Source organism: Paenibacillus sp. MMO-177, assembly GCF_037147795.1.
Classification (GTDB): domain Bacteria; phylum Bacillota; class Bacilli; order Paenibacillales; family Paenibacillaceae; genus Pristimantibacillus.
The window spans coordinates 207,530-226,763 of sequence record NZ_JBBCUR010000005.1 but is presented as its reverse complement, the minus strand read 5'-3'; the positions used below and the strand labels follow the sequence as shown (position 1 = coordinate 226,763).

Sequence of the window (19,234 nt, the reverse complement as noted above, 5' to 3'; positions counted from 1 at the left end):
CGCCTAGAGCGGTATGAAGGTTAGCCTTGCACAAGGCGGCTTCATGCAAGTTGGGTGGTACCACGGTAAACGAATCGTCCCTATGTCTATTTAGACATAGGGGCGTTTTTTTGTTTTTAACACGGCTAAAAAGGAGAGCTAAACAATGAACATTATTGATGAACTGGAATGGCGCGACGCCATTAACCAACAGACCGACGCAGAGGGACTGCGGGAATTGACAAACGAGAAGGCTGTTTCGCTCTATTGCGGAGTGGATCCGACGGGAGACAGCATGCATATCGGCCACCTGATCCCGTTTATGGTGCTTAAGCGGTTCCAGCTGGCAGGTCACCGTCCGGTTATTCTGATCGGAGGAGCGACCGGTACGATTGGCGACCCAAGCGGCCGCACTTCCGAGCGATCTTTGCAGACGCTGGAACAAATTCAGGCGAATGTGGAAGCGCTTGGCGCGCAGCTTCGCAAGTTGTTCCTCACCGAAGGCGATAACAATATGCGCATGGTCAACAACTATGACTGGACGCATAAGATCAACGTTATCGAGTTCCTTCGCGACTACGGCAAAAACTTCAGCATCAACACGATGCTCGCGAAGGATGTCGTGTCGAGCCGGCTCGAGAGCGGCATTTCGTTTACGGAGTTCTCGTACCAAATTTTGCAATCGCTCGACTTCCTGCATTTGTTCCGGGAAGAAGACGTACAGCTTCAAATCGGGGGCTCCGACCAATGGGGCAATATCACCAGCGGTTTAGATCTGATCCGCAAAAAGGAAGGCAGCGAAGCGAAGGCGTTTGGCCTTACGATTCCGCTTATGCTGAAGGCTGACGGAACGAAGTTCGGCAAGACGGCAGGCGGGGCAATCTGGCTGGATCCGGAGAAAACAACCCCGTACGAGTTCTACCAGTTCTGGGCTAACACGGACGACCGTGACGTCGTTAAATACTTGAAATACTTCACGTTCCTCTCGAAGGAAGAGATTGAAGCATTAGCCGAGAAAGTGGCTACGGAGCCGCATAAACGCGAAGCCCAGAAGAAGCTTGCCGAGGAGATGACGCGTTTTGTCCATAGCGAAGAGCTGCTGCAGCAAGCGCTGCGCATTACGGCTGCGTTGTTCAGCGGCGATATCAAGTCGCTCAGCGCGGAAGAGATCGAGCAGGGCTTCAAGGAAATGCCGACATTCGAGTCGACGAATGAAGCAAAGAACATCGTAGACTGGCTGGTTGATCTCGGCATTGAGCCTTCCAAACGCCAAGCGAGAGAGGATATTACGAACGGCGCCATCTCCATGAATGGCGAACGCGTAACCGACCTAGCGCTGGAGGTGTCCTCGGAGCACGCGATTGGAGGACGGTTCATTATTATCCGCAAGGGCAAGAAAAAATACAGTCTCGTGAAGATGGCTTAAGATGGATTGAAATAACAACCCCTGTTTCTATCCCGTTTGGGGAGGAGACAGGGGTGTTTTTCTGTTTGCGGACAAAATCTTTACAGCAACAGGCATGTCCGGCACGCTTGTCCACATAGAATGGAGTAGAGCAACAGGCGGGCGTATTATGGAGATGAGGAGTGTGGACATGCTTCAAGGATATAAAGGGTTTTTGGTTGGCTTAATAATGGGAGGTTTGCTCATGACGGCTATTCCGTCCATGGCGGCTACAAATAAGACAGCATATACATTGTCGGAAGCAACTTATCCAATCGAAGTTAACGGTTCGGTCTATACCGGGCAGGGACTGCCTGTCCTCACCTACAAAGGCAACACTTACGTTCCGCTCCGGGCGATGGGGGATATGCTGGGTGCTTCCGTGGCATGGAACGAGAAGCTGGGGAAAGTTGTCATTTCCTCGGGGGCTGCAATCGCCCCATGCAATAACGCGTTCTGCGATGTGTTGGTTACCGGCTCGGGTGGTCGTTACACTGTGACCGGAAAAGGCAGAGTGTTCGAAGGGGTTATGCAATACGCGGTGGAGGACGGGCATGATTATTTGCTCGAAGGCCATCAACAGCTGGAAGAGGGGGCGCCCGCCTGGGCACCGTTCTCCTTGGAGATCACGATTCCTTCAGAGCAGCTGCCTGCGAACGGGACACTGACGCTCGAGCTTTTCGAGAACAGCGCGAAGGACGGGTCGCGAATCAATGAGTTAAGCATTCCTCTGGAAACGTTTTAACACTCTCGTGTAAAATGTGCAGGCTGCTTTTTCAAAGCAGCTCTCTCCTAACAAGGCGGCAAGTCAAAACGCATAACGCGTTTCGGCTTGCCGTTTTTTGTTGCTGCCGCCAGAAAATAATTCTTCCGCACTATATTTCGGCTAGTAAATAGAAAAAACGTAAAATCAAGACTTGGTTATGTAATGTTTAATATATTGAATAAGTTGAAAATGGGCGAAATACCACGATTCTTATCGAAATTCAACGAGTTTATCATGAGAAAGGTAACTTTCATGGTCAATCTGTTCATTTTAAATGCACTAATGAAATATTGATTATATTCAATATTTATATTAATATGTGGGGCAAGAACTACTTCTTGTACTTTCGGATATTCCGAATCATCTTAATGACCTTCTAAAGCCAAATGAAGAAGACAGGCCGAACTATCGGTTCGGCTGAAAAGGAGGCATCATGCGAGTGGGGAAACAGCATGAACGCGCTGAGTGGACGGGATTTCAGGAATCTCGTCCCTATGGGCCGAAGTATGATCTGAGAACGGATTTTGTCATGGTGTACGGGTTGTCGGATAAGCTGGAGGAACGAATCGAGGGATGGAGGAAAGCCGGCTATACGATTCATCTCATGACCGGCGTCTCATGGGGCGAGTACCAGGATTATTTGTACGAGAAATTCGACGGAAGAAATCACTGGGACGAAGCCCAAATGGACCGGTTCGGCAACTATATTCAGCATGGCAAAGACGTGCCGTATATGGATCCGACAATCGCTTTCTCCGAATATTTGGCGACCTATATCAAGAAGGCGATTGACTGCGGCGTCGAAGCAATCCATCTGGAGGAACCGGAATACTGGGCGGCATCGGGTTATTCCGAGGCGTTCAAGCGCGAGTGGCTGACCTATTACGGGGAACCGTGGACGGCTCCTCACCTTTCGCCGGACGCGCAATACCGGGCTTCGAAGCTGAAGGCGTATCTGTATTACCGCGCGCTTGACCGGCTCTGCGCGCAGATGAAGGAATACGCGCTTGTTACGTATAACCGCCAGGTTCGGTTCTATGTTCCTACTCATAGCTTGATTAACTACACGCAATGGCGCATTATCAGCCCGGAGGCGCTGCTTGTATCGATGCCTTCCTGCGATGGATTTATCGCGCAGATCTGGACGGGGACGGCAAGAACGCCAAACGTATACCGGGGCATCCGGCGGGAGCGTACCTTCGAGACGGCATTCCTGGAATACGGCGTCATGCAGGAGCTGACCCGCGGTACGGGAAGGGATATGTGGTTCCTTCACGATCCGATCGAGGATAATCCCCGCTATAGCTGGAGCGATTACCGTTATAACTACCGGGCGACCGTTGTCGCTTCCCTGCTTCATCCCGGCGTATCGAAGTTTGAAGTCTGTCCTTGGCCGTGGCGGGTATTCACCCGTGGCTATCCGACGGAGGACGGCAAAGGCAAGGAAGGAATACCGGCGAGTTACAAAACTGTTCTTCTTACGGTGATGAACGTGCTCCGGGATCTTCATCATCATGAGGAAGAGCAGACTGACGTCTATACAAGCGGGATCGGGCTGCTTTTGTCCAATTCGGCGATGTATCAGCGAGGAGATGTTCTGCCGGAGGAGCCGGAAACCTTGGCAGGCAAAAAACAAGGCGGCGTGACAACGTCGGATATGCTGTCTCCAGAGCAGCGTGAGCTGCTCGATTTCTCGGCCTTTTACGGGCTGGCGCTGCCGCTTGTGAAGCATGGTATTCCGCTGCGTCCGGTACAGCTGGATAATGCGCTGACCTTCCCGGGGTATTTGGATGATTACAAAGTGCTGCTGCTCAGCTACGAGTTCATGAAGCCTGAGCATGCAGGCCTGCACCAAGCTATTGCGGGATGGGTGAGAGACGGCGGCGTGCTTATCTACGTTGGGGACGGATCGGATGCTTTCCACGACGTGCGCGAATGGTGGAACCGCGATGGAAGCCGCCGCACTTATGAGCGTCCGGACCAGCATCTGTTCGAAACGCTTGGGTTGGCGGCGAATCAGGAGGATGGCGAATATGCCTGCGGGGATGGGTTTGTCCTTGTGCGGCGCATACATCCGGCTGCTCTATCGCGTACAAGCGAAGGCGCGGATTCCGTCCGGGGCAGCGTGCGGCTGGCGCTGAAGCTCAGGGGCGAAGCGGATTCTTACCGGGAAAGCGGAATGCTTCGGATCAAGCGCGGACCTTATGTCATTGCTCAAGCTCTGGATGAGAGCGAGGTTGCCGATGGAAGTATGCTCGAAGGTAGATTTATCGACCTGTTCGAAGATGACCTCCCGATTGTCCGCAACGTGGAGCTGAAGCCGGGCGATAATTGCTTGCTATACGATTTGGATGCTGCGGGGACTGCCGGCGACGGCCAAGCGGCCAAGATTCTGGTCAGCTCCTCGCGTATTGAGGGCGAGACGGCGGATGCGAAGGCGATTGCGTTCCGCTCCGAGAGCCCATCGGATATGACAGTCAGCACCCGTTTGCTTGCCGCTTCGGCTCCGAAGCTCGTAACGGCGGATGGGCTTAAGGCGGACTATGTCTATGATGAAGCCTCGGGGACTCTGCTCATCCGCCATTCCGGCAAGCCTGAAGGCGTATTGGTGGAAGCGGCCTGGAACTAAACGATGAGAGTTGCGCCGTGCAGGCTGTTGAATTATCTCAACAGCCTGCTTTAGTTCCATAAGGTCCCTAAGGGGACCTTATTTGTCTTTCAACAGCTGTTTTCGTCCCGTTCTTGCACATTTTGGTAACGTTAAGGTCCCTCGGGGACCTTATTGCCTCATTTAGCCAGTAAGTTAACCGTCATAAGGTCCCTTGGGGGCCTTATTTGTCCTCCAACAGCTGTTTTTCGTCCCGTTCTTGAATATTTTGGTAATGTTAAGGTCCCTCGGGGACCTTATTGCCATGCTCAACCGGCTATTTAACCGGCTTTAGGTGCTTTATCCACGCACCCTCTCACCGTTTTGAATGTCCGCTTTTCTCGACAAACAAACATCTGTTGCGATTCCAACCGGCAATTTTTTACGCTGCGAAAACATTTCTATGAAATGGAATTGATGCTTAAGCCCTATAGTAGTGCTAAAGGAGTTCAGAGAGAAAGGTGAGAGACAATGACCATTGCTGTATTGGACCGTCAACCGCAAGAGAGGCAAGTCGAAGCGGCTGTTCCAACCTCAACCCGCCTGTTGGAATTTATCCGCAAGGCGCCGATAATTGCAGCCTCCAGTTCTTGCAAAGACACCATTGCGTTGTTCAAGCAATATCCGGACAGTGAATGTGTAGTTATAGCCGGTGTGGAGATGGACAAGGACAAGCCGGTAGGGCTGATGATGCGCAATCAATTTTTTATGCGGCTGAGCCAGAGGTTTGGCGTAGATCTGTATTATGAAAAGCCGATATCGGAGTTGATGGATCAATCGCCGTTGATCGTGGATCAGGCGTATTCTCCGCAGCAATTAATCGATAATGCCTTAAAACGCGACGACAGCGTTCTGTATAACTGCGTTATTGTAACCAAAGACGAGCGGATTATCGGCATTCTGACCGTTTCGGATCTGCTCCGGATGTCCAGAAAGCTTCAGCAGGAAGCGGTGGACGCACAGGTAAAAACAATCAACAGCGTTGGAAGCCGGGTGAAAGAAATCGATGAGGCCGTAAGCTCGGTGCGTCAGTCGGCGCTGCAAGGGAAACAGATTTCCGCAGATATGGTGGACTTGACGTTAAGCGGCAAGAATCAGTTGGACAAGGTGACTGCGGCCTTTGGCAAGCTTGCCGCGAATTCGATGCAGCAGGAGCATCGGATGAATGAGCTGCAGGCCGAAGCGGGCTCCATCAGCCATGTCTCCAAGCTGATCAAAGAGCTGGCGGATCAGAGCAACCTGCTTGCCATTAACGCTTCCATCGAAGCGGCGCGCGCAGGCGAGCATGGCAGAGGTTTTGCGGTAGTAGCCGGTGAGGTTATGAAGCTGGCCAGCGAAACGAAGCGTTCCGCCGAGGCGATTACGACGCTGACGAAGACGATTGTTGAAGCGATTGCGCAGACGGCTTTGCTTGCGCGTGAAGGCAGGGAAGAGGCTGTTGTCAGCGAATCCTGCGTTCAAGAAGCAGGCAGCGTGTTCAGTCACCTGTTCCAAGCATCGGCAAACAGCAAGAATAGTACCGAGCAAATTGGCAAGCTGTCAGAGCAGGCTTATCAGCAGACGGTGCACGTCTCCAAGGAGATCGATAAGCTTCTGGGGTCCTATTTTTAACACGGAATTTACAAAACGGCAATACCCGATTTACAAAAGGCTAGTAGGATAGATACGTCAGAGCTAAAAACGCAATGTATGGTTATTCAATAGGTTACCCATTTTTACTACGGTTATGATTCGAAATGGATGGCCAAGCCTCAGTATGAAACTCGTTCATCTGGGGCTGCTGTTCATTATCCATGTATATACGGAGGAGAACGATCATGCAAACGACTTTATTGCAGACGCAGCCCTTAATCAACATTAACAAACTGAATTTGTATTACGGAGCTTTCCATGCCTTGAAGGATGTATCCCTTACGATTCCCGAGAAAGCGATCACGGCTTTTATCGGACCTTCCGGCTGCGGCAAATCGACTCTTCTCCGGACGCTTAACCGGATGAACGACATGATCCCTGGCACAAGAATTGAAGGCAGCATCGCTATTGGCGGAACGGAAATCTACTCAAGCGACGTAGATGTCGAGACTCTTCGCAAGAAGGTTGGCATGGTGTTCCAGCAGCCCAATCCTTTCCCGAAATCGATCTACGACAATGTAGCGTACGGTCCGCGCCTCCATGGGATTACAAACAAGAAGCAGCTGGACGAGATTGTCGAGACAAGTCTGAAGGCGGCTGTACTGTGGGATGAAGTGAAGGATTATTTGAAGCGCTCCGCGCTCAGTCTCTCGGGCGGCCAGCAGCAGCGTCTTTGCATTGCACGCGCTATTGCGGTAAACCCGGACGTTCTGCTCATGGACGAAGCGACTTCGGCGCTTGACCCGATCTCCACGCTGAAGATCGAAGAGCTGGCGCAAGAGCTGAAGGACCGGTATACGATAGTTATGGTTACGCATAACATGCATCAAGCGGCTCGCGTTTCGAATCAAACGGTATTTTTCTTAAACGGCGAGGTTGTGGAGTTCTCGGAAACGGAGAAGCTGTTCTCCAATCCTAGCGACCAGCGCACGGAAGATTACATTAGTGGACGTTTCGGCTAACACAAGGGGGAAATGTATAAATGATGACCACAAGAAAAGAGTTTGACCATGGCTTGGAGCAGCTTCATAACCTGCTCGTTGAGATGGGAACATTCGTAGAGGAAGCGCTTGTTGATTCGATGAAGGCGCTGAGCGGTACGGATATCGAGAAAGCAAGAGCGATCATTAACAATGACCAGCACCTTAACCATCTGGAGGATCAGATTACAGATCTGGGCTCTAAATTGATTGCGACGCAGCAGCCGGTTGCAAAGGATCTGCGCCGGATTCTGGCCGCGTTCAAGATCGCATCCGATCTGGAGAGAATGGGCGATCTTTGCGTAAACATTGCGAAGTTTGTTATCCGTCTTGAGGGCCAGCCGTTAATCAAGCCTTTGATTGACCTGCCTCGGATGGCGGAAATCGTGCAGACGATGACATACGAGTCCATTCAATCCTTTGTACAAGAAAACGTGGATCTGGCTTACAAGCTGGCGGCGGAAGACGACCAGGTTGACGCGCTTTGCGCGCAAATCTCGCGGGAGCTGCTGTCTCTTATGATGGAAAACCCGCGCAACATCTCGCAGGCGACAGTTCTGAACTTTGTTGCCCGCAATATCGAGCGGATCGGCGACCATGCGACCAACATCGGCGAAAGCGTCGTATACCTGGTGACGAACAAGCGTCCTGATTTGAACACTCAGCACAGTATTTAAGAAGTTAGAAGAAGCCTGTTATCCGAGTTTCTCGGGTACAGGCTTTTTATTTTTGCCGGGCGCCGGCGAGGAGATTGCTTCATAAATATGGTATGATAGAGGGTAGAACGATTAGGTGAGGTGCCGGAATGGACAAGTGGATATTAATTGATGGCAATAGTATCGCAAACCGTGCCTTTTATGCGATGCCGCCGCTTACGAATTCAGCAGGCTTACATACAAATGCGGTGTTTGGATTTACGACCATGCTGCTTAAATTGCTGGAAGACGAGAAGCCGACCCATGTGCTGGTTGCATTCGACGCGGGTAAAGTGGTGTTCCGCCATGAAGGCTATACAGAATATAAAGGCGGCCGCGCGAAAACGCCGCCGGAGCTGTCTGAGCAATTCCCGGTTATGAAGGATTTGCTGAAGGCATTCGGCATTTCGCAATTCGAGCTGACCGGTTACGAAGCCGACGATATTATCGGCACGCTGACGCGTCTCGCCGATGAGCAGAACGTTGAGACGCTTGTTGTGACGGGCGATAAGGATATGCTGCAGCTGGCTTCGGATAACGTTACGATTGCGATTACCCGCAAAGGGATCAGCGAAGTTGAACACTTCTCCCCGGCTGCCATTGAAGAGAAATACGGGCTGAAGCCCATGCAGATCATCGACCTGAAGGGGCTGATGGGCGACGCATCGGATAATATTCCGGGCATCCCAGGCGTAGGCGAGAAAACGGCGCTGAAGATGCTGCATGAGTTCGGCTCGGTAGAGGAAGTACTGGCGAATACGGACAGCCTCAAAGGCAAGATGAAGGAAAAGGTGGAAACGCATAAAGACGATGCGGTCATGAGCAAAAAGCTTGCGACGATCTTCCGCGAGGTACCGCTTGAGCATAGCGCGGAAGATATCCGTTACGAAGGCTACCAGCCGGCTACGCTTGCCGATGCGTTCCGCAAGCTGGAATTCAAATCGCTTATTGAGCGGCTCGATCTGAATGGCGCAGGCGCGGAAGGCGGCGAGTCGGCAGCTCCCGCTGTAGAGCTGAACATCGTCGTTATTGAATCCGATAATAACGGTGAAGCATTGAAGGACATGCTGTCGGCGCTGCAAAGCGCGGAGCATGGCTTGTATGTGGAAGCCATCGGCGAGAATCCTCATCAGGCAGATGTGCTGGGACTTGCTGCAGCGGTAGGGGATACGGCTTATGTGGTGCCTGTAACGGCGCTTCAACAACCGTTCGCGGCGGAGCTGCGGCAATGGCTGGAGGATGCGGACAAGCCTAAAAACGGTTTCGATACGCATAAGACGGAGCTGGCGCTTGGCTGGAGAGGAATCGAATGGCGCGGCGTTGCTTTTGACGTGCAGTTAGCCGCTTATCTGCTCGATCCGACCGATACGAACTTGACGCTAAACGCGTTGTGCGACCGTTATGGTCAGTCTTCGGTGCCTCATGACGAAGCTGTGTACGGTAAAGGCGCCAAATTCAAAGTGCCGGACAACGAGACGTTATACCGCCATCTGTCCGTCAAGGCGGATGCCGTCCGCAAGCTTACGTCCCTGATGCGCGCGGATCTCGAGAAACGAGGCATGAACGAGCTGTATTTCGAGCTGGAGCAGCCGTTGTCCGTTGTGCTGGCCGGAATGGAGCGCCAAGGCATTAAGGTGGAAAAGGCAGAGCTGGAGCGTCTCGGAAGCGAGCTTGAGAGCAAGCTGTCGGCAGCCGTTAGCGAAATTTACCGCTTGGCCGAAACGGAGTTCAATATCGGCTCTCCTAAGCAGCTTGGCGAGGTATTGTTTGAGAAGCTGGGACTTCCCGTCCAGAAGAAGACGAAAACCGGCTATTCGACAGACGCGGAAGTATTGGAGAAGCTGGCTCCTTATCATGAGATCGTTCCGTTGATTCTGCATTACCGTACTTTGTCCAAGCTGCAGTCAACGTATATTGAAGGTCTCCTGAAAGAGGTTCGTCCCGAAACGGGCAAAATCCATACGTATTACCGTCAGACAATCGCGGCAACCGGGCGTCTCAGCAGCCAATTCCCGAATCTGCAGAACATTCCGATCCGGCTGGAGGAAGGCCGGCAGATCCGCAAGGCGTTTGTGCCGTCCGAGCCCGGCTGGTACATTCTTGCGGCGGACTACTCGCAGATCGAGCTGCGCGTTCTTGCCCATATTTCGGGCGATGAGCGGTTAAAGGAAGCTTTTATCCACGACATGGATATTCATACAAAGACGGCGATGGACGTGTTTGGCGTATCGGCTGATCAAGTGGATGCGAATATGCGCCGCTCGGCGAAGGCGGTTAACTTCGGTATCGTATACGGCATAAGCGATTTTGGCTTATCCCAGAACTTGAATATTACGCGTAAGGAAGCCGCTAGGTTTATCGAACAGTATTTCGAGGTGTTCCAAGGCGTTCGCAAGTACATGGACGATATTGTTATGCAAGCCCGCCGCGATGGATTTGTGACAACCTTGCTGGAACGCCGCCGTTATCTGCCGGATATTAAGGCCTCCAACTTCAATCTCCGTTCGTTCGCGGAGCGTACGGCGATGAATACGCCGATTCAGGGCACGGCAGCCGATATTATCAAGCTGGCTATGGTGCGCATGGATGAGACGCTTCGCGAGCGCGGGCTGAAAAGCCGTATGCTTCTGCAGGTACATGACGAATTGGTATTCGAAGTTCCGGAGGAGGAGCTTGAGCTCATGAAGGAGCTTGTCCCAAGCGTGATGGCTGGCGCCTTGAAGCTGGACGTGCCTCTGAAGGCTGACGTAAACTACGGGGTCAACTGGTACGAGGCGAAGTAATAGGCTGGCGAAAGTTTCGCCTAAGCAACGGGATTGTCAACTATCCTGTCCCAAGCGAAGTTTCGCGATGATTGGGCTTGGGATGGCTAATGCTATCCCAAGTGAGGCGCGAAAGTTTCGCCTGAGCAACGGGATTGTCAACTATCCGTCCAAAGCGAAGTTTCGCGATGATTAAGCTTGGGATGGCTAATGCCATGCCAAGTGAGGCGCGAAAGTTTCGCCTGAGCAACGGGATTGACAAAACTATCCCGTCCCGCAGCCCAGCCGAATCAGGTATAATGGGTTTGAGGTGAATAACGATGCCCGAATTGCCAGAGGTTGAAACGGTCAGAAGAACATTAATCGAATTAGTCGCAGGCAAGCGAATTGCTTCGGTAGAAGTGAAGCTGCCTCGTATCATACAACGCCCGGCGGAACCGGAGGCGTTCGAAATGGCGCTTGCCGGCCGGACGATCCAAACGGTTGAGCGTCGCGGGAAGTTTTTGAGAATTGTCATGGACGGTCTCGTGCTTGTCTCCCATCTTCGGATGGAAGGACGCTATGGCGTATTCCCAAGCGACGAGCCAGTCGAGCTTCATACGCATGTTCTGTTCCACTTCGATGACGGAACGGATCTGAGATATAAGGATGTACGCCAATTCGGCACCATGCATCTGTTCGAGCCGGGAACGGAATTCGAGATGAAGCCGCTAAGCAAGCTTGGTCTCGAGCCGCTGGAGAATGAAGCTTTTACAGCGGATGTCTTGAGAGGTTTGCTTGGAAAAAAATCAGGCCTAATCAAGCCGCTTCTTCTAAATCAGGAATATGTCGTCGGGCTTGGCAATATTTATGTGGATGAGGCTTTGTTCCTTGCAGGCATTCATCCGGAACGGACGGCCGATTCCTTGAAAAAGGCGGAATGGATACGTCTCCATGAGGCGATCGTATCGACTCTCGCGAAGGCTGTCGCGGCAGGAGGCTCATCCATCAAATCCTACGTGAACGGGCAAGGTGAAATGGGGATGTTCCAGCACCAGCTGCTCGTGTACGGCAGAAAAGACGAGCCTTGCACAAGCTGCGGCAGATTAATCGAGAAATCGGTTGTAGGCGGTAGAGGGACGCATACCTGCGCCAGCTGTCAGCCTTTGCCGAAGGCACGCAAAAAGGCTGTCCCGCAGGTTTAATGCACCGTAACGATTTCCCCGCATATGCTATTGTTGTTACGAACAATAGGCGGATGTCTAGAAAAGCGCGTCGGCGCAGCTAGAGACATCCGGTTTGCGGGGAGGGCTGCGGGGTGTTCGCGCATTTTGCTTCTTTGCTGGTGCTTGCTTTTGCCGTCAGCGTGGACGGCTTCGGAGTAGGCGTGACATACGGATTGCGGCGAATAAGAATACCGCTCTTGTCGGTTGTCATTATCGCTTGTTGCTCAGGTTTGGTCATTTTTTTATCGATGATGGTTGGTTCATGGATTACGGGGTATTTGTCGCCTTTTGTGGCTAAGCTGATTGGAGCGGTTGTGCTTGTGGGCATTGGTACATGGGCGCTGTTGCAGCTAAGGCGGAGCGGCCGTGAAGCGGAAGCTGCCGAGGGTCAGGCCGAAGGTGATGCGGATCGTCCGGCGGTGGCCGATCAGGAGCAGGTTGACCGAACACATCCTGTTCTTGTCGTGATCGTTGAATTGAAGCGCTTGGGATTGGTTATACAAATATTGCGGACTCCTCAAGCCGCCGACGTGGATAAGTCGGGAACGATCTCCGCGGCAGAAGCGTTAATGCTTGGCGTAGCCTTGTCGTTTGACGCATTTGGCGCCGGAATCGGAGCGGCAATGATCGGATTATCTCCTTTATTGACACCCATTATGATTGCTGCGGCGAGTGCTTTATTCCTGCTTGGCGGAATGCGGTTCGGCTTCCGGTTCTCGAACTGGAAAGGCATGCAGGCGGTGTCGGTGCTTCCGGGCATTTTATTAATCATAATCGGCATATTAAAGCTGTTATAGAATTACACTGGCAATACGCAGGATTTACTTGAATGGGGTGAAAGCTAATGAAGATCGGTTTAACCGGCGGAATCGCTACCGGCAAAACCACCGTTGCTGCCATGCTGGTAGAACGCGGTGCGATGCTGGTCGATGCTGATCAGGTTGCGAGAGAAGTTGTTATGCCCGGCGAACCGGCTTTAGAGGCGGTCGCCTCTGCGTTTGGACAAGCTGTTATACATACGGATGGAACTTTGGATAGGAAGGCATTAGGCGGCATCGTGTTTAACAACCGCGATTTGCTGGCGAAGCTTGAGAATATCCTGCATCCGGCAATACGAAACCGCATGCAGCATAGGATCAGACAATATGAAGAGCAGAATCCACGGCAATTGGTTGTTGCGGATATCCCTCTTTTGTTTGAGACGGGCCAAGAAATGCTGTATGACGGGATTATGGTCGCGTATGTTCCCCGGGAGCTTCAGTTGAAACGGCTGATGGAACGAAATGGACTTGCGGAGGAAGAAGCGGAAAGACGCATTGGACTTCAAATGGATATTGAGCAGAAGAGAAGCCGTGCGGACTGGATTATTGATAATAGCGGTTCACTTGACGAAACAAGGCGGCAGGTGGACGATTTTTGGAATATCAAGGGTTTGCCATGAAGTGGCTGATTCGAAAAAGAGTGCTGCTTCTTCTGCTCATCGGCTTCATTGGCGTCTTATTTCTTAATTCCACTTGGCTTGCCCGGATGATGTATCCGATTCAGTACAAGGAAGACATACGCGCAAGCGCATCGAATTATGGTGTTGACCCGCATCTCATTGCGGCAATTATCCGGACGGAGACGAATTATTCAACCGGACAAGTCTCCAAAAAAGGAGCGCTAGGTCTCATGCAGATTATGCCAGATACGGCTGACTGGATCGTGCAGCAGGCAGATTTCAAGAATGTCACAAGAGATATGCTGCAGAACCGGCCGGATGTCAGTATTGAAGTTGGGGCATGGTATCTGCAGTCGTTGCACAAACAGTTCAAGCAGAATACGGTAGCCGTTATCGCAGCTTACAACGCTGGTCCCGGCAATGTCAGAAAATGGCTGGATTCGGGCAAATGGGATGGAAAACTGGAGACAACGGATCAAATACCTTATGGGGAAACCCGCCACTATGTACAACGCGTTATTTATTATTATAATAAGTACAAAGATCTTTATCCTGTTATTTAACTTGGACAAGAAGAAGCTTTGGCTGTCCGCCGCTTCAGGACGAACAACCAAAGCCTTTGTTATACATGACTAATGAAATTATTGTTGGCGGCCAGCAAGGGATTGTTCTGCAATTTGCACCAGGCGGCGAGTAATGTTACCACCGATGTAACCTGCGTCTTTAGTAAGAAGGTTGCCGTAGTAACCGTCTTGCGACAACGTAATACCCAGCTCTTGAGCGACCTCATATTTCATTTGGTCCAGTGCTGCGTTAGCTTGTGGTACAAGCAGTTGGTTGCTGTTGCTGTTGTTGTTCGAGCTCATTGATGTTCACCTCCTTGCGGTTGGTAAATGTATTATGTGCGGAATTCGCAACTTCATTCAGGTAACGACTGGAAATTTCTTTTGAAATAAAAACAGGATTCGGAAGGAGTGAAAAAAATGAAATGCCCTTACTGCGATTTTGCCGGTACGAAAGTGCTTGATTCCAGGCCAGCTAACGAGAACAAGTCCATCCGCAGACGGCGTGAATGCGAAAAATGCAGCCGCCGTTTTACGACCTTCGAGATGATTGAGGAAACTCCGCTTATTGTGATTAAGAAAGACGGCAGCCGGGAGGAGTTCAGCCGCGATAAAATTTTGCGCGGTTTAATCCGTGCATGCGAGAAACGTCCTGTCTCGGTCGAACGGCTCGAGGTCATCGTCTCCGAAGTGGAGAAGGAGCTCCGGACAACAGCGCTCGCGGAAGTCGAAAGCCGCGAGATCGGCGAGATCGTGATGAGCCAGCTGTATCCGGTTGACGAGGTGGCGTATGTTCGCTTTGCCTCCGTATACAGACAGTTCAAGGACATCGACATGTTCATGAAAGAACTGAACAGCTTGTTATCCAAACATCCAATGAACAATTAATTTTGTGCGCGAATAGTCCTCCCTTTATGGGAAGGGCTATTTTTGCATCTATAACAAGTGAGGAGTGGGAACATGTTAAAAATTGAAGCCTTGGATCATCTTGTGTTGACCGTGGCCAGTATTGAGAAGACGGCGGCTTTTTACGAAAAGGTGCTGAATATGGAGGTCATCGTCTTTGGCGATAACCGAAAGGCGTTGCTATTCGGCCGGCAGAAGTTCAACCTGCATGAAGCGGGCAAAGAATTTGAACCGAAGGCAAGGAATCCGCGTCCGGGCTCAGCGGATTTCTGCCTCATTACGAAGACGCCGCTGGATGAGGTTATTCGCCATTTGGCTGCTTGCGATGTGCCAATCGAAGAAGGGCCGGTCCCCCGGACAGGGGCTGCAGGAACCATAGTCTCGGTGTATTTTCGCGATCCGGATGATAATCTGGTGGAAGTATCGAATTATACATAATTTCTTGCATACGGCTATGTGGGTAACAGCCGCTTCAGAATGATCATCGCCAGCAAGCGCCTCATACTAAGTTTAAGGATCTGGGCAGTAAGGAATTCGGCAGCGCTGACGTCAGGGTACACGATCAGCTTGTGAAGACTGCCGATCCTCATGCGAAAAATTGGACGAATTGCAATGCGTTTATTGTACAACGAAACGAGCAGGAGACAAGAAAGCGCATTGTCGAAAACAAGAGATTTACGATACAGGGATTCGGCTAAATGAAGCGATTGTAAAAAAGGCGAGCAAAATGATTGACAGCGTGGAAATGACTGTGCTATCATTTTGCTTGTCCGGGGCCATAGCTCAGCTGGGAGAGCGCATCGCTGGCAGCGATGAGGTCAGGGGTTCGATCCCCCTTGGCTCCACCATAATAAACAATCAAACCACGTCATTGGACGTGGTTTTCTGTTTATTATGGTGGAGCTTTCCAAGGGGGCGAACCCGGGTTCAGTCCGCGCGGACGGAATGAATGATTAACTACGGAGCTAAAACATCCAATGCAGGAGCACGGCGTTTGAATCTACCGCTAAGAGTCTTCGTTTGAGTAAGCATCGTCAGCCATTCAATAAGAGATTCGGACATCCCGTGATGAGCAGACAAGCATTGCGCAGTCGGAATCCCCCTTGGCTCCACCATAATAAACAATCAAACCACGTCATTGGACGTGGTTTTCTGTTTATTACGGTGGTGCTTTCCAAGGGGGCGAACCCGGGTTCAGTCCGCGCGGACGGAATGAATGATTAACTACGGAGCTAAAACATCCAATGCAGGAGCACGGTGTCTGAATCTACCGCTAAGAGTCTTCGTTTGAGTAAGCATCGTCAGCTATTCAGTAAGAGATTCGGACATCCCGTGATGAGCAGACAAGTATTGCGCAGTCGGAATCCCCCTTGGCTCCACCATACATAAACTTCAAACACGCGAATCCGGCGTGTTTTTTGTTTTGGCAATGTTGTTGGCGAAAGAGCGAACCCCATAATGTTCGAGCATCATTTCCAATAACATCCAGTGTTTGACATGTATATTATAGTACTATATAGTAGCAATATGACAAACAAAAGATCAAGCATTTCAAACAAAGATATCGTCCTGCAGACCGCATCGACCTTATTTCTAACAAAAGGCTTTCAAGTGACAAGCATGGACGAAATTGTTGCCCTCAGCAAAGTTTCAAAAACCAACATTTATTACCACTATAAAAGTAAGGAGGAACTACTGTTAGCAATTGTCGACCAATTGATCTCGCGATATGAAGAACGAATATCCCGTACCTTGACGCAAGACATGTCCATTCCTGCAAAAATGGAGCGATTATTTCGAATCCTCACGGAGGATAATGAACAAATCGATTATGTTGGTGGATGTCCGTTCCTGACACTTTATACGCAGACTTCCCATTCCTCTTCGGAAGCGAGAGCTAAAATAAAAGCATTCTTCGATAAACAACTACAAGTTGTTGAGAAGCTGCTGGAAGAAGGCATAGAAAAGAAAGAATTGAGCCGGAATCTGCCCGTCCATGAGACAGCGGCATTGATTGTCACCTCCATCGAAGGAGCTCTATTCCTAACCAAGGCCACCAACAATCCAATGCTAGCTCAGAATCTTATTCAAGCTTTTACTTCGATACTTAAGTGATTAGTTACTTAAGTCATTTTTTTGCACTAACTAGCACTGATCAGTACTATTAAAGAATCGAAAGGCAGATGATTCAATTGAAAATATTTCTGACTGGCGGGACGGGTTATATCGGTAGCTCAGAATCTTATTCAAGCTTTTGCTTCGATGCTTAAGTGATTAGTTACTTAAGTCATTTTTTTTGCACTAACTAGCACTACTCAGTACTATTAAATGAATCGAAAGGCAGATGATTCAATTGAAAATATTCCTGACTGGCGGGACGGGTTATATCGGCAGCCATATTCTTGCCGAGTTAATATCCAAACATCACGACATTATTGTACTCGTGCGAAGTCTTGATCGCTTTCAACATACCCTCGGGCGGTTACATTTGCTTGAGGCGCAACACGTTACTGCAGTAATAGGAGATTTGTCGAAACCGAAATTAGGGCTATCCGCGAACGATTACAAACGAATACAAAATTCCGATATTATAATTCATGCGGGCGGTCCCATGAATATTGAGTTAAGCCAGACTGAGGCAGAGCAAGCTTTTCTTAATCCTGCCATCGAATTGGCCGAACTTTCCGAAAAAATCCATATGAAGAAAGGATTGAAGCAATTCATTCATGTTGTTGGCTATATGAGTCCATATAACGAGCAAAATGCTATTCACAATCTGGATGCCGTTCTTGAGAAATCTCCCCCGTATGAGAAGATGAAATTTCAAGCGGACTCCTATATACGAAAAGCACTAAAACCGTTAGGCATTCCGCTGTCCACGGTTAATCCCAGTACCGTCATCGGCCATTCTTACTCGGGAATTACGGAGCAGATTGGAGGTCTTAGTATACTGGTAGATTCTGTGAGAAGGAATCTTATGCCACTCGTTCCAGGAGGCAAGGACTACTGGCTACCGATGGTACATATTGATCATGTCGCATCATTCATTGTTAACTTAGTGCAAACAAAGGAGCTTGCCAGTAATACGTATTTTTTATTGGATCCCAAGCAGGATAGTCCGTCGATCCGTTCATTGATCAGGCAAATTGCGATAGAGATGCGAGCGGCGCCGCCTTTCGGCACAATTCCGCTTGCTTTGTTGAAGTCTTTATTAAGACTTGGCATCGGCAAGCGATTGGGAATTCCCAAAGAATCGATGGATTTTCTCGTGAAATCGGAATTCCCGGTTACCTCGAAGTTTGAACTTGAGCGCAAGAATGGGGTACGGACATCCGTTGTTCCGACCACGCTTCCCTACGTAATCGCCGATCTTGATTTCCGGTTAAGCCACCCCTCATCCGAGCACCACGAAGGGTTCGTGCAACGCAGAAGATCCAAACTGATTTCGTTGGAAAAAGAGAATCACGGTACACCGGTTATTTTTCTGCACGGAACATTCAGCGGGGCCGATTGTTTCGTTCCAATAGCGAAACAATTGAATGATGTCAATACTTGGCTGGTGGACCTTCCCGGATTCGGTCATTCACCGCGTCATCATCATCCTTCTCTGATGGACGGCTATGTAGAGGCTGTGATCGAAATGATTCACGAGCTGAATCGCCCTGTTATTTTGATTGGTCATTCCTTCGGCGGACTAATCGCTGCTAAGGTCATGGAAAGAATTGAGCAGCAGATCAGGCAACTCTTGCTATTGCAGCCCGTACTGCATCCCATTCATCCCAAATATAAATATGCTGGTGTTACCAGGTCGATTATGAAACTTATATCTCGCTCCGCGTTCAAAAAAACACTGCTGAAAGCCAATGATTTTATCGCGGATAGCGAACGATTGGATCATTACTCGGACTACGTCATTCATGATCTGCAGTCGGCCCGAATTCGTTCTACCAACGCAATGGTCATGTCAGCGTTAACGCAAGTCCAGTCTTTCCAGCTAAAACCTGAATTATGGAACTCCCAAAAAGTACGAATCCATTGGGGTGACCGGGATGCAGCACATCATATTCCGGAACGATTCAAGCACATCGATACAACCTTCATCCCCTATGGTCATCAATACCCTTTGGAAGCTCCGCATCAGGTGGCTGAGTGGCTTCGTCAAGTATTGGATCTTGAGTTGTCATAGAAGCATATACTTCGGACTATTTTAAAGA

The 19,234-nt window shown here is 50.2% G+C and carries 16 protein-coding genes, 1 tRNA gene and 1 other annotated feature (1 of these 18 only partly in view); of the genes, 16 read left to right on the top strand and 1 reads right to left on the bottom strand.

Annotation, left to right across the window (positions count from 1 at the left end; all coding sequences use genetic code 11):
• Nucleotides 1-85: a binding site (T-box leader), on the top strand; it begins 144 nt to the left of the window's first position.
• A gap of 60 nt (nucleotides 86-145) precedes the next feature.
• From tyrS to WFK81_RS19160, 11 genes are all read left to right on the top strand, one after another.
• Nucleotides 146-1,405 (top strand): tyrosine--tRNA ligase, encoded by a 1,260-nt coding sequence (gene tyrS / locus WFK81_RS19210; protein WP_336787998.1) that lies wholly within the window; start codon nucleotides 146-148, stop codon nucleotides 1,403-1,405.
• Between the two features lie 223 nt (nucleotides 1,406-1,628).
• The gene (locus WFK81_RS19205; protein WP_336787997.1) at nucleotides 1,629-2,168 is read left to right on the top strand and encodes a Gmad2 immunoglobulin-like domain-containing protein; all 540 of its coding nucleotides are present in this window, start codon (nucleotides 1,629-1,631) and stop codon (nucleotides 2,166-2,168) included.
• Between the two features lie 454 nt (nucleotides 2,169-2,622).
• A complete protein-coding gene (locus WFK81_RS19200; protein WP_336787996.1) occupies nucleotides 2,623-4,818 on the top strand; it encodes a hypothetical protein in 2,196 nt (731 codons plus the stop codon).
• Nucleotides 4,819-5,307: 489 nt separating this feature from the next.
• On the top strand, nucleotides 5,308-6,447 hold the full coding sequence (locus WFK81_RS19195) for a methyl-accepting chemotaxis protein (RefSeq protein ID WP_336787995.1): 1,140 nt from the start codon (nucleotides 5,308-5,310) through the stop codon (nucleotides 6,445-6,447).
• A 206-nt stretch (nucleotides 6,448-6,653) separates the two neighbouring features.
• Complete coding sequence (gene pstB, locus WFK81_RS19190; protein ID WP_336787994.1) at nucleotides 6,654-7,430, top strand: phosphate ABC transporter ATP-binding protein PstB; 777 nt, start codon at nucleotides 6,654-6,656, stop codon at nucleotides 7,428-7,430.
• A 23-nt stretch (nucleotides 7,431-7,453) separates the two neighbouring features.
• Nucleotides 7,454-8,125 (top strand): phosphate signaling complex protein PhoU, encoded by a 672-nt coding sequence (phoU, locus tag WFK81_RS19185; protein WP_336788270.1) that lies wholly within the window; start codon nucleotides 7,454-7,456, stop codon nucleotides 8,123-8,125.
• 128 nt (nucleotides 8,126-8,253) lie between these two features.
• The gene (polA, locus tag WFK81_RS19180) at nucleotides 8,254-10,926 is read left to right on the top strand and encodes a DNA polymerase I (RefSeq protein WP_336787993.1); all 2,673 of its coding nucleotides are present in this window, start codon (nucleotides 8,254-8,256) and stop codon (nucleotides 10,924-10,926) included.
• A gap of 299 nt (nucleotides 10,927-11,225) precedes the next feature.
• Nucleotides 11,226-12,089 carry a DNA-formamidopyrimidine glycosylase gene (gene mutM, locus WFK81_RS19175; protein ID WP_336787992.1) on the top strand — a complete coding sequence of 288 codons (864 nt, stop codon included), beginning with the start codon at nucleotides 11,226-11,228 and terminating at the stop codon, nucleotides 12,087-12,089.
• Between the two features lie 113 nt (nucleotides 12,090-12,202).
• Nucleotides 12,203-12,907 (top strand): sporulation membrane protein YtaF, encoded by a 705-nt coding sequence (gene ytaF / locus WFK81_RS19170; RefSeq protein ID WP_336787991.1) that lies wholly within the window; start codon nucleotides 12,203-12,205, stop codon nucleotides 12,905-12,907.
• Between the two features lie 47 nt (nucleotides 12,908-12,954).
• Entirely contained in the window at nucleotides 12,955-13,551 is a 597-nt protein-coding gene (coaE, locus tag WFK81_RS19165) for a dephospho-CoA kinase (RefSeq protein WP_336787990.1), read from the top strand.
• Nucleotides 13,548-14,114 (top strand): lytic transglycosylase domain-containing protein, encoded by a 567-nt coding sequence (locus WFK81_RS19160; protein WP_336788269.1) that lies wholly within the window; start codon nucleotides 13,548-13,550, stop codon nucleotides 14,112-14,114. The genes coaE and WFK81_RS19160 overlap by 4 nt, the downstream gene beginning before the upstream one ends.
• Nucleotides 14,115-14,192: 78 nt before the next feature.
• On the opposite strand, the gene WFK81_RS19155 is transcribed toward WFK81_RS19160, so the two are convergent.
• Nucleotides 14,193-14,417, bottom strand: coding sequence for an alpha/beta-type small acid-soluble spore protein (locus WFK81_RS19155; protein WP_336787989.1), 225 nt, complete (start codon nucleotides 14,415-14,417; stop codon nucleotides 14,193-14,195).
• 117 nt (nucleotides 14,418-14,534) lie between these two features.
• On the opposite strand from WFK81_RS19155, the gene nrdR reads away from it, so the two are divergent.
• The 5 genes from nrdR to WFK81_RS19130 all read left to right on the top strand — a co-directional run bounded on the left by nrdR (nucleotide 14,535) and on the right by WFK81_RS19130 (nucleotide 19,206).
• Nucleotides 14,535-15,002: a transcriptional regulator NrdR gene (nrdR, locus tag WFK81_RS19150; protein ID WP_015843146.1), complete on the top strand. Its 468-nt coding sequence runs from the start codon at nucleotides 14,535-14,537 to the stop codon at nucleotides 15,000-15,002.
• 72 nt (nucleotides 15,003-15,074) lie between these two features.
• On the top strand, nucleotides 15,075-15,458 hold the full coding sequence (locus WFK81_RS19145; RefSeq protein WP_336787988.1) for a VOC family protein: 384 nt from the start codon (nucleotides 15,075-15,077) through the stop codon (nucleotides 15,456-15,458).
• Between the two features lie 334 nt (nucleotides 15,459-15,792).
• A tRNA-Ala gene (locus WFK81_RS19140) sits at nucleotides 15,793-15,868 on the top strand.
• A gap of 649 nt (nucleotides 15,869-16,517) precedes the next feature.
• The gene (locus tag WFK81_RS19135; protein ID WP_336787987.1) at nucleotides 16,518-17,135 is read left to right on the top strand and encodes a TetR/AcrR family transcriptional regulator; all 618 of its coding nucleotides are present in this window, start codon (nucleotides 16,518-16,520) and stop codon (nucleotides 17,133-17,135) included.
• Nucleotides 17,136-17,364: 229 nt separating this feature from the next.
• Complete coding sequence (locus tag WFK81_RS19130) at nucleotides 17,365-19,206, top strand: alpha/beta fold hydrolase (protein WP_336787986.1); 1,842 nt, start codon at nucleotides 17,365-17,367, stop codon at nucleotides 19,204-19,206.
• Nucleotides 19,207-19,234: the final 28 nt, after the last annotated feature.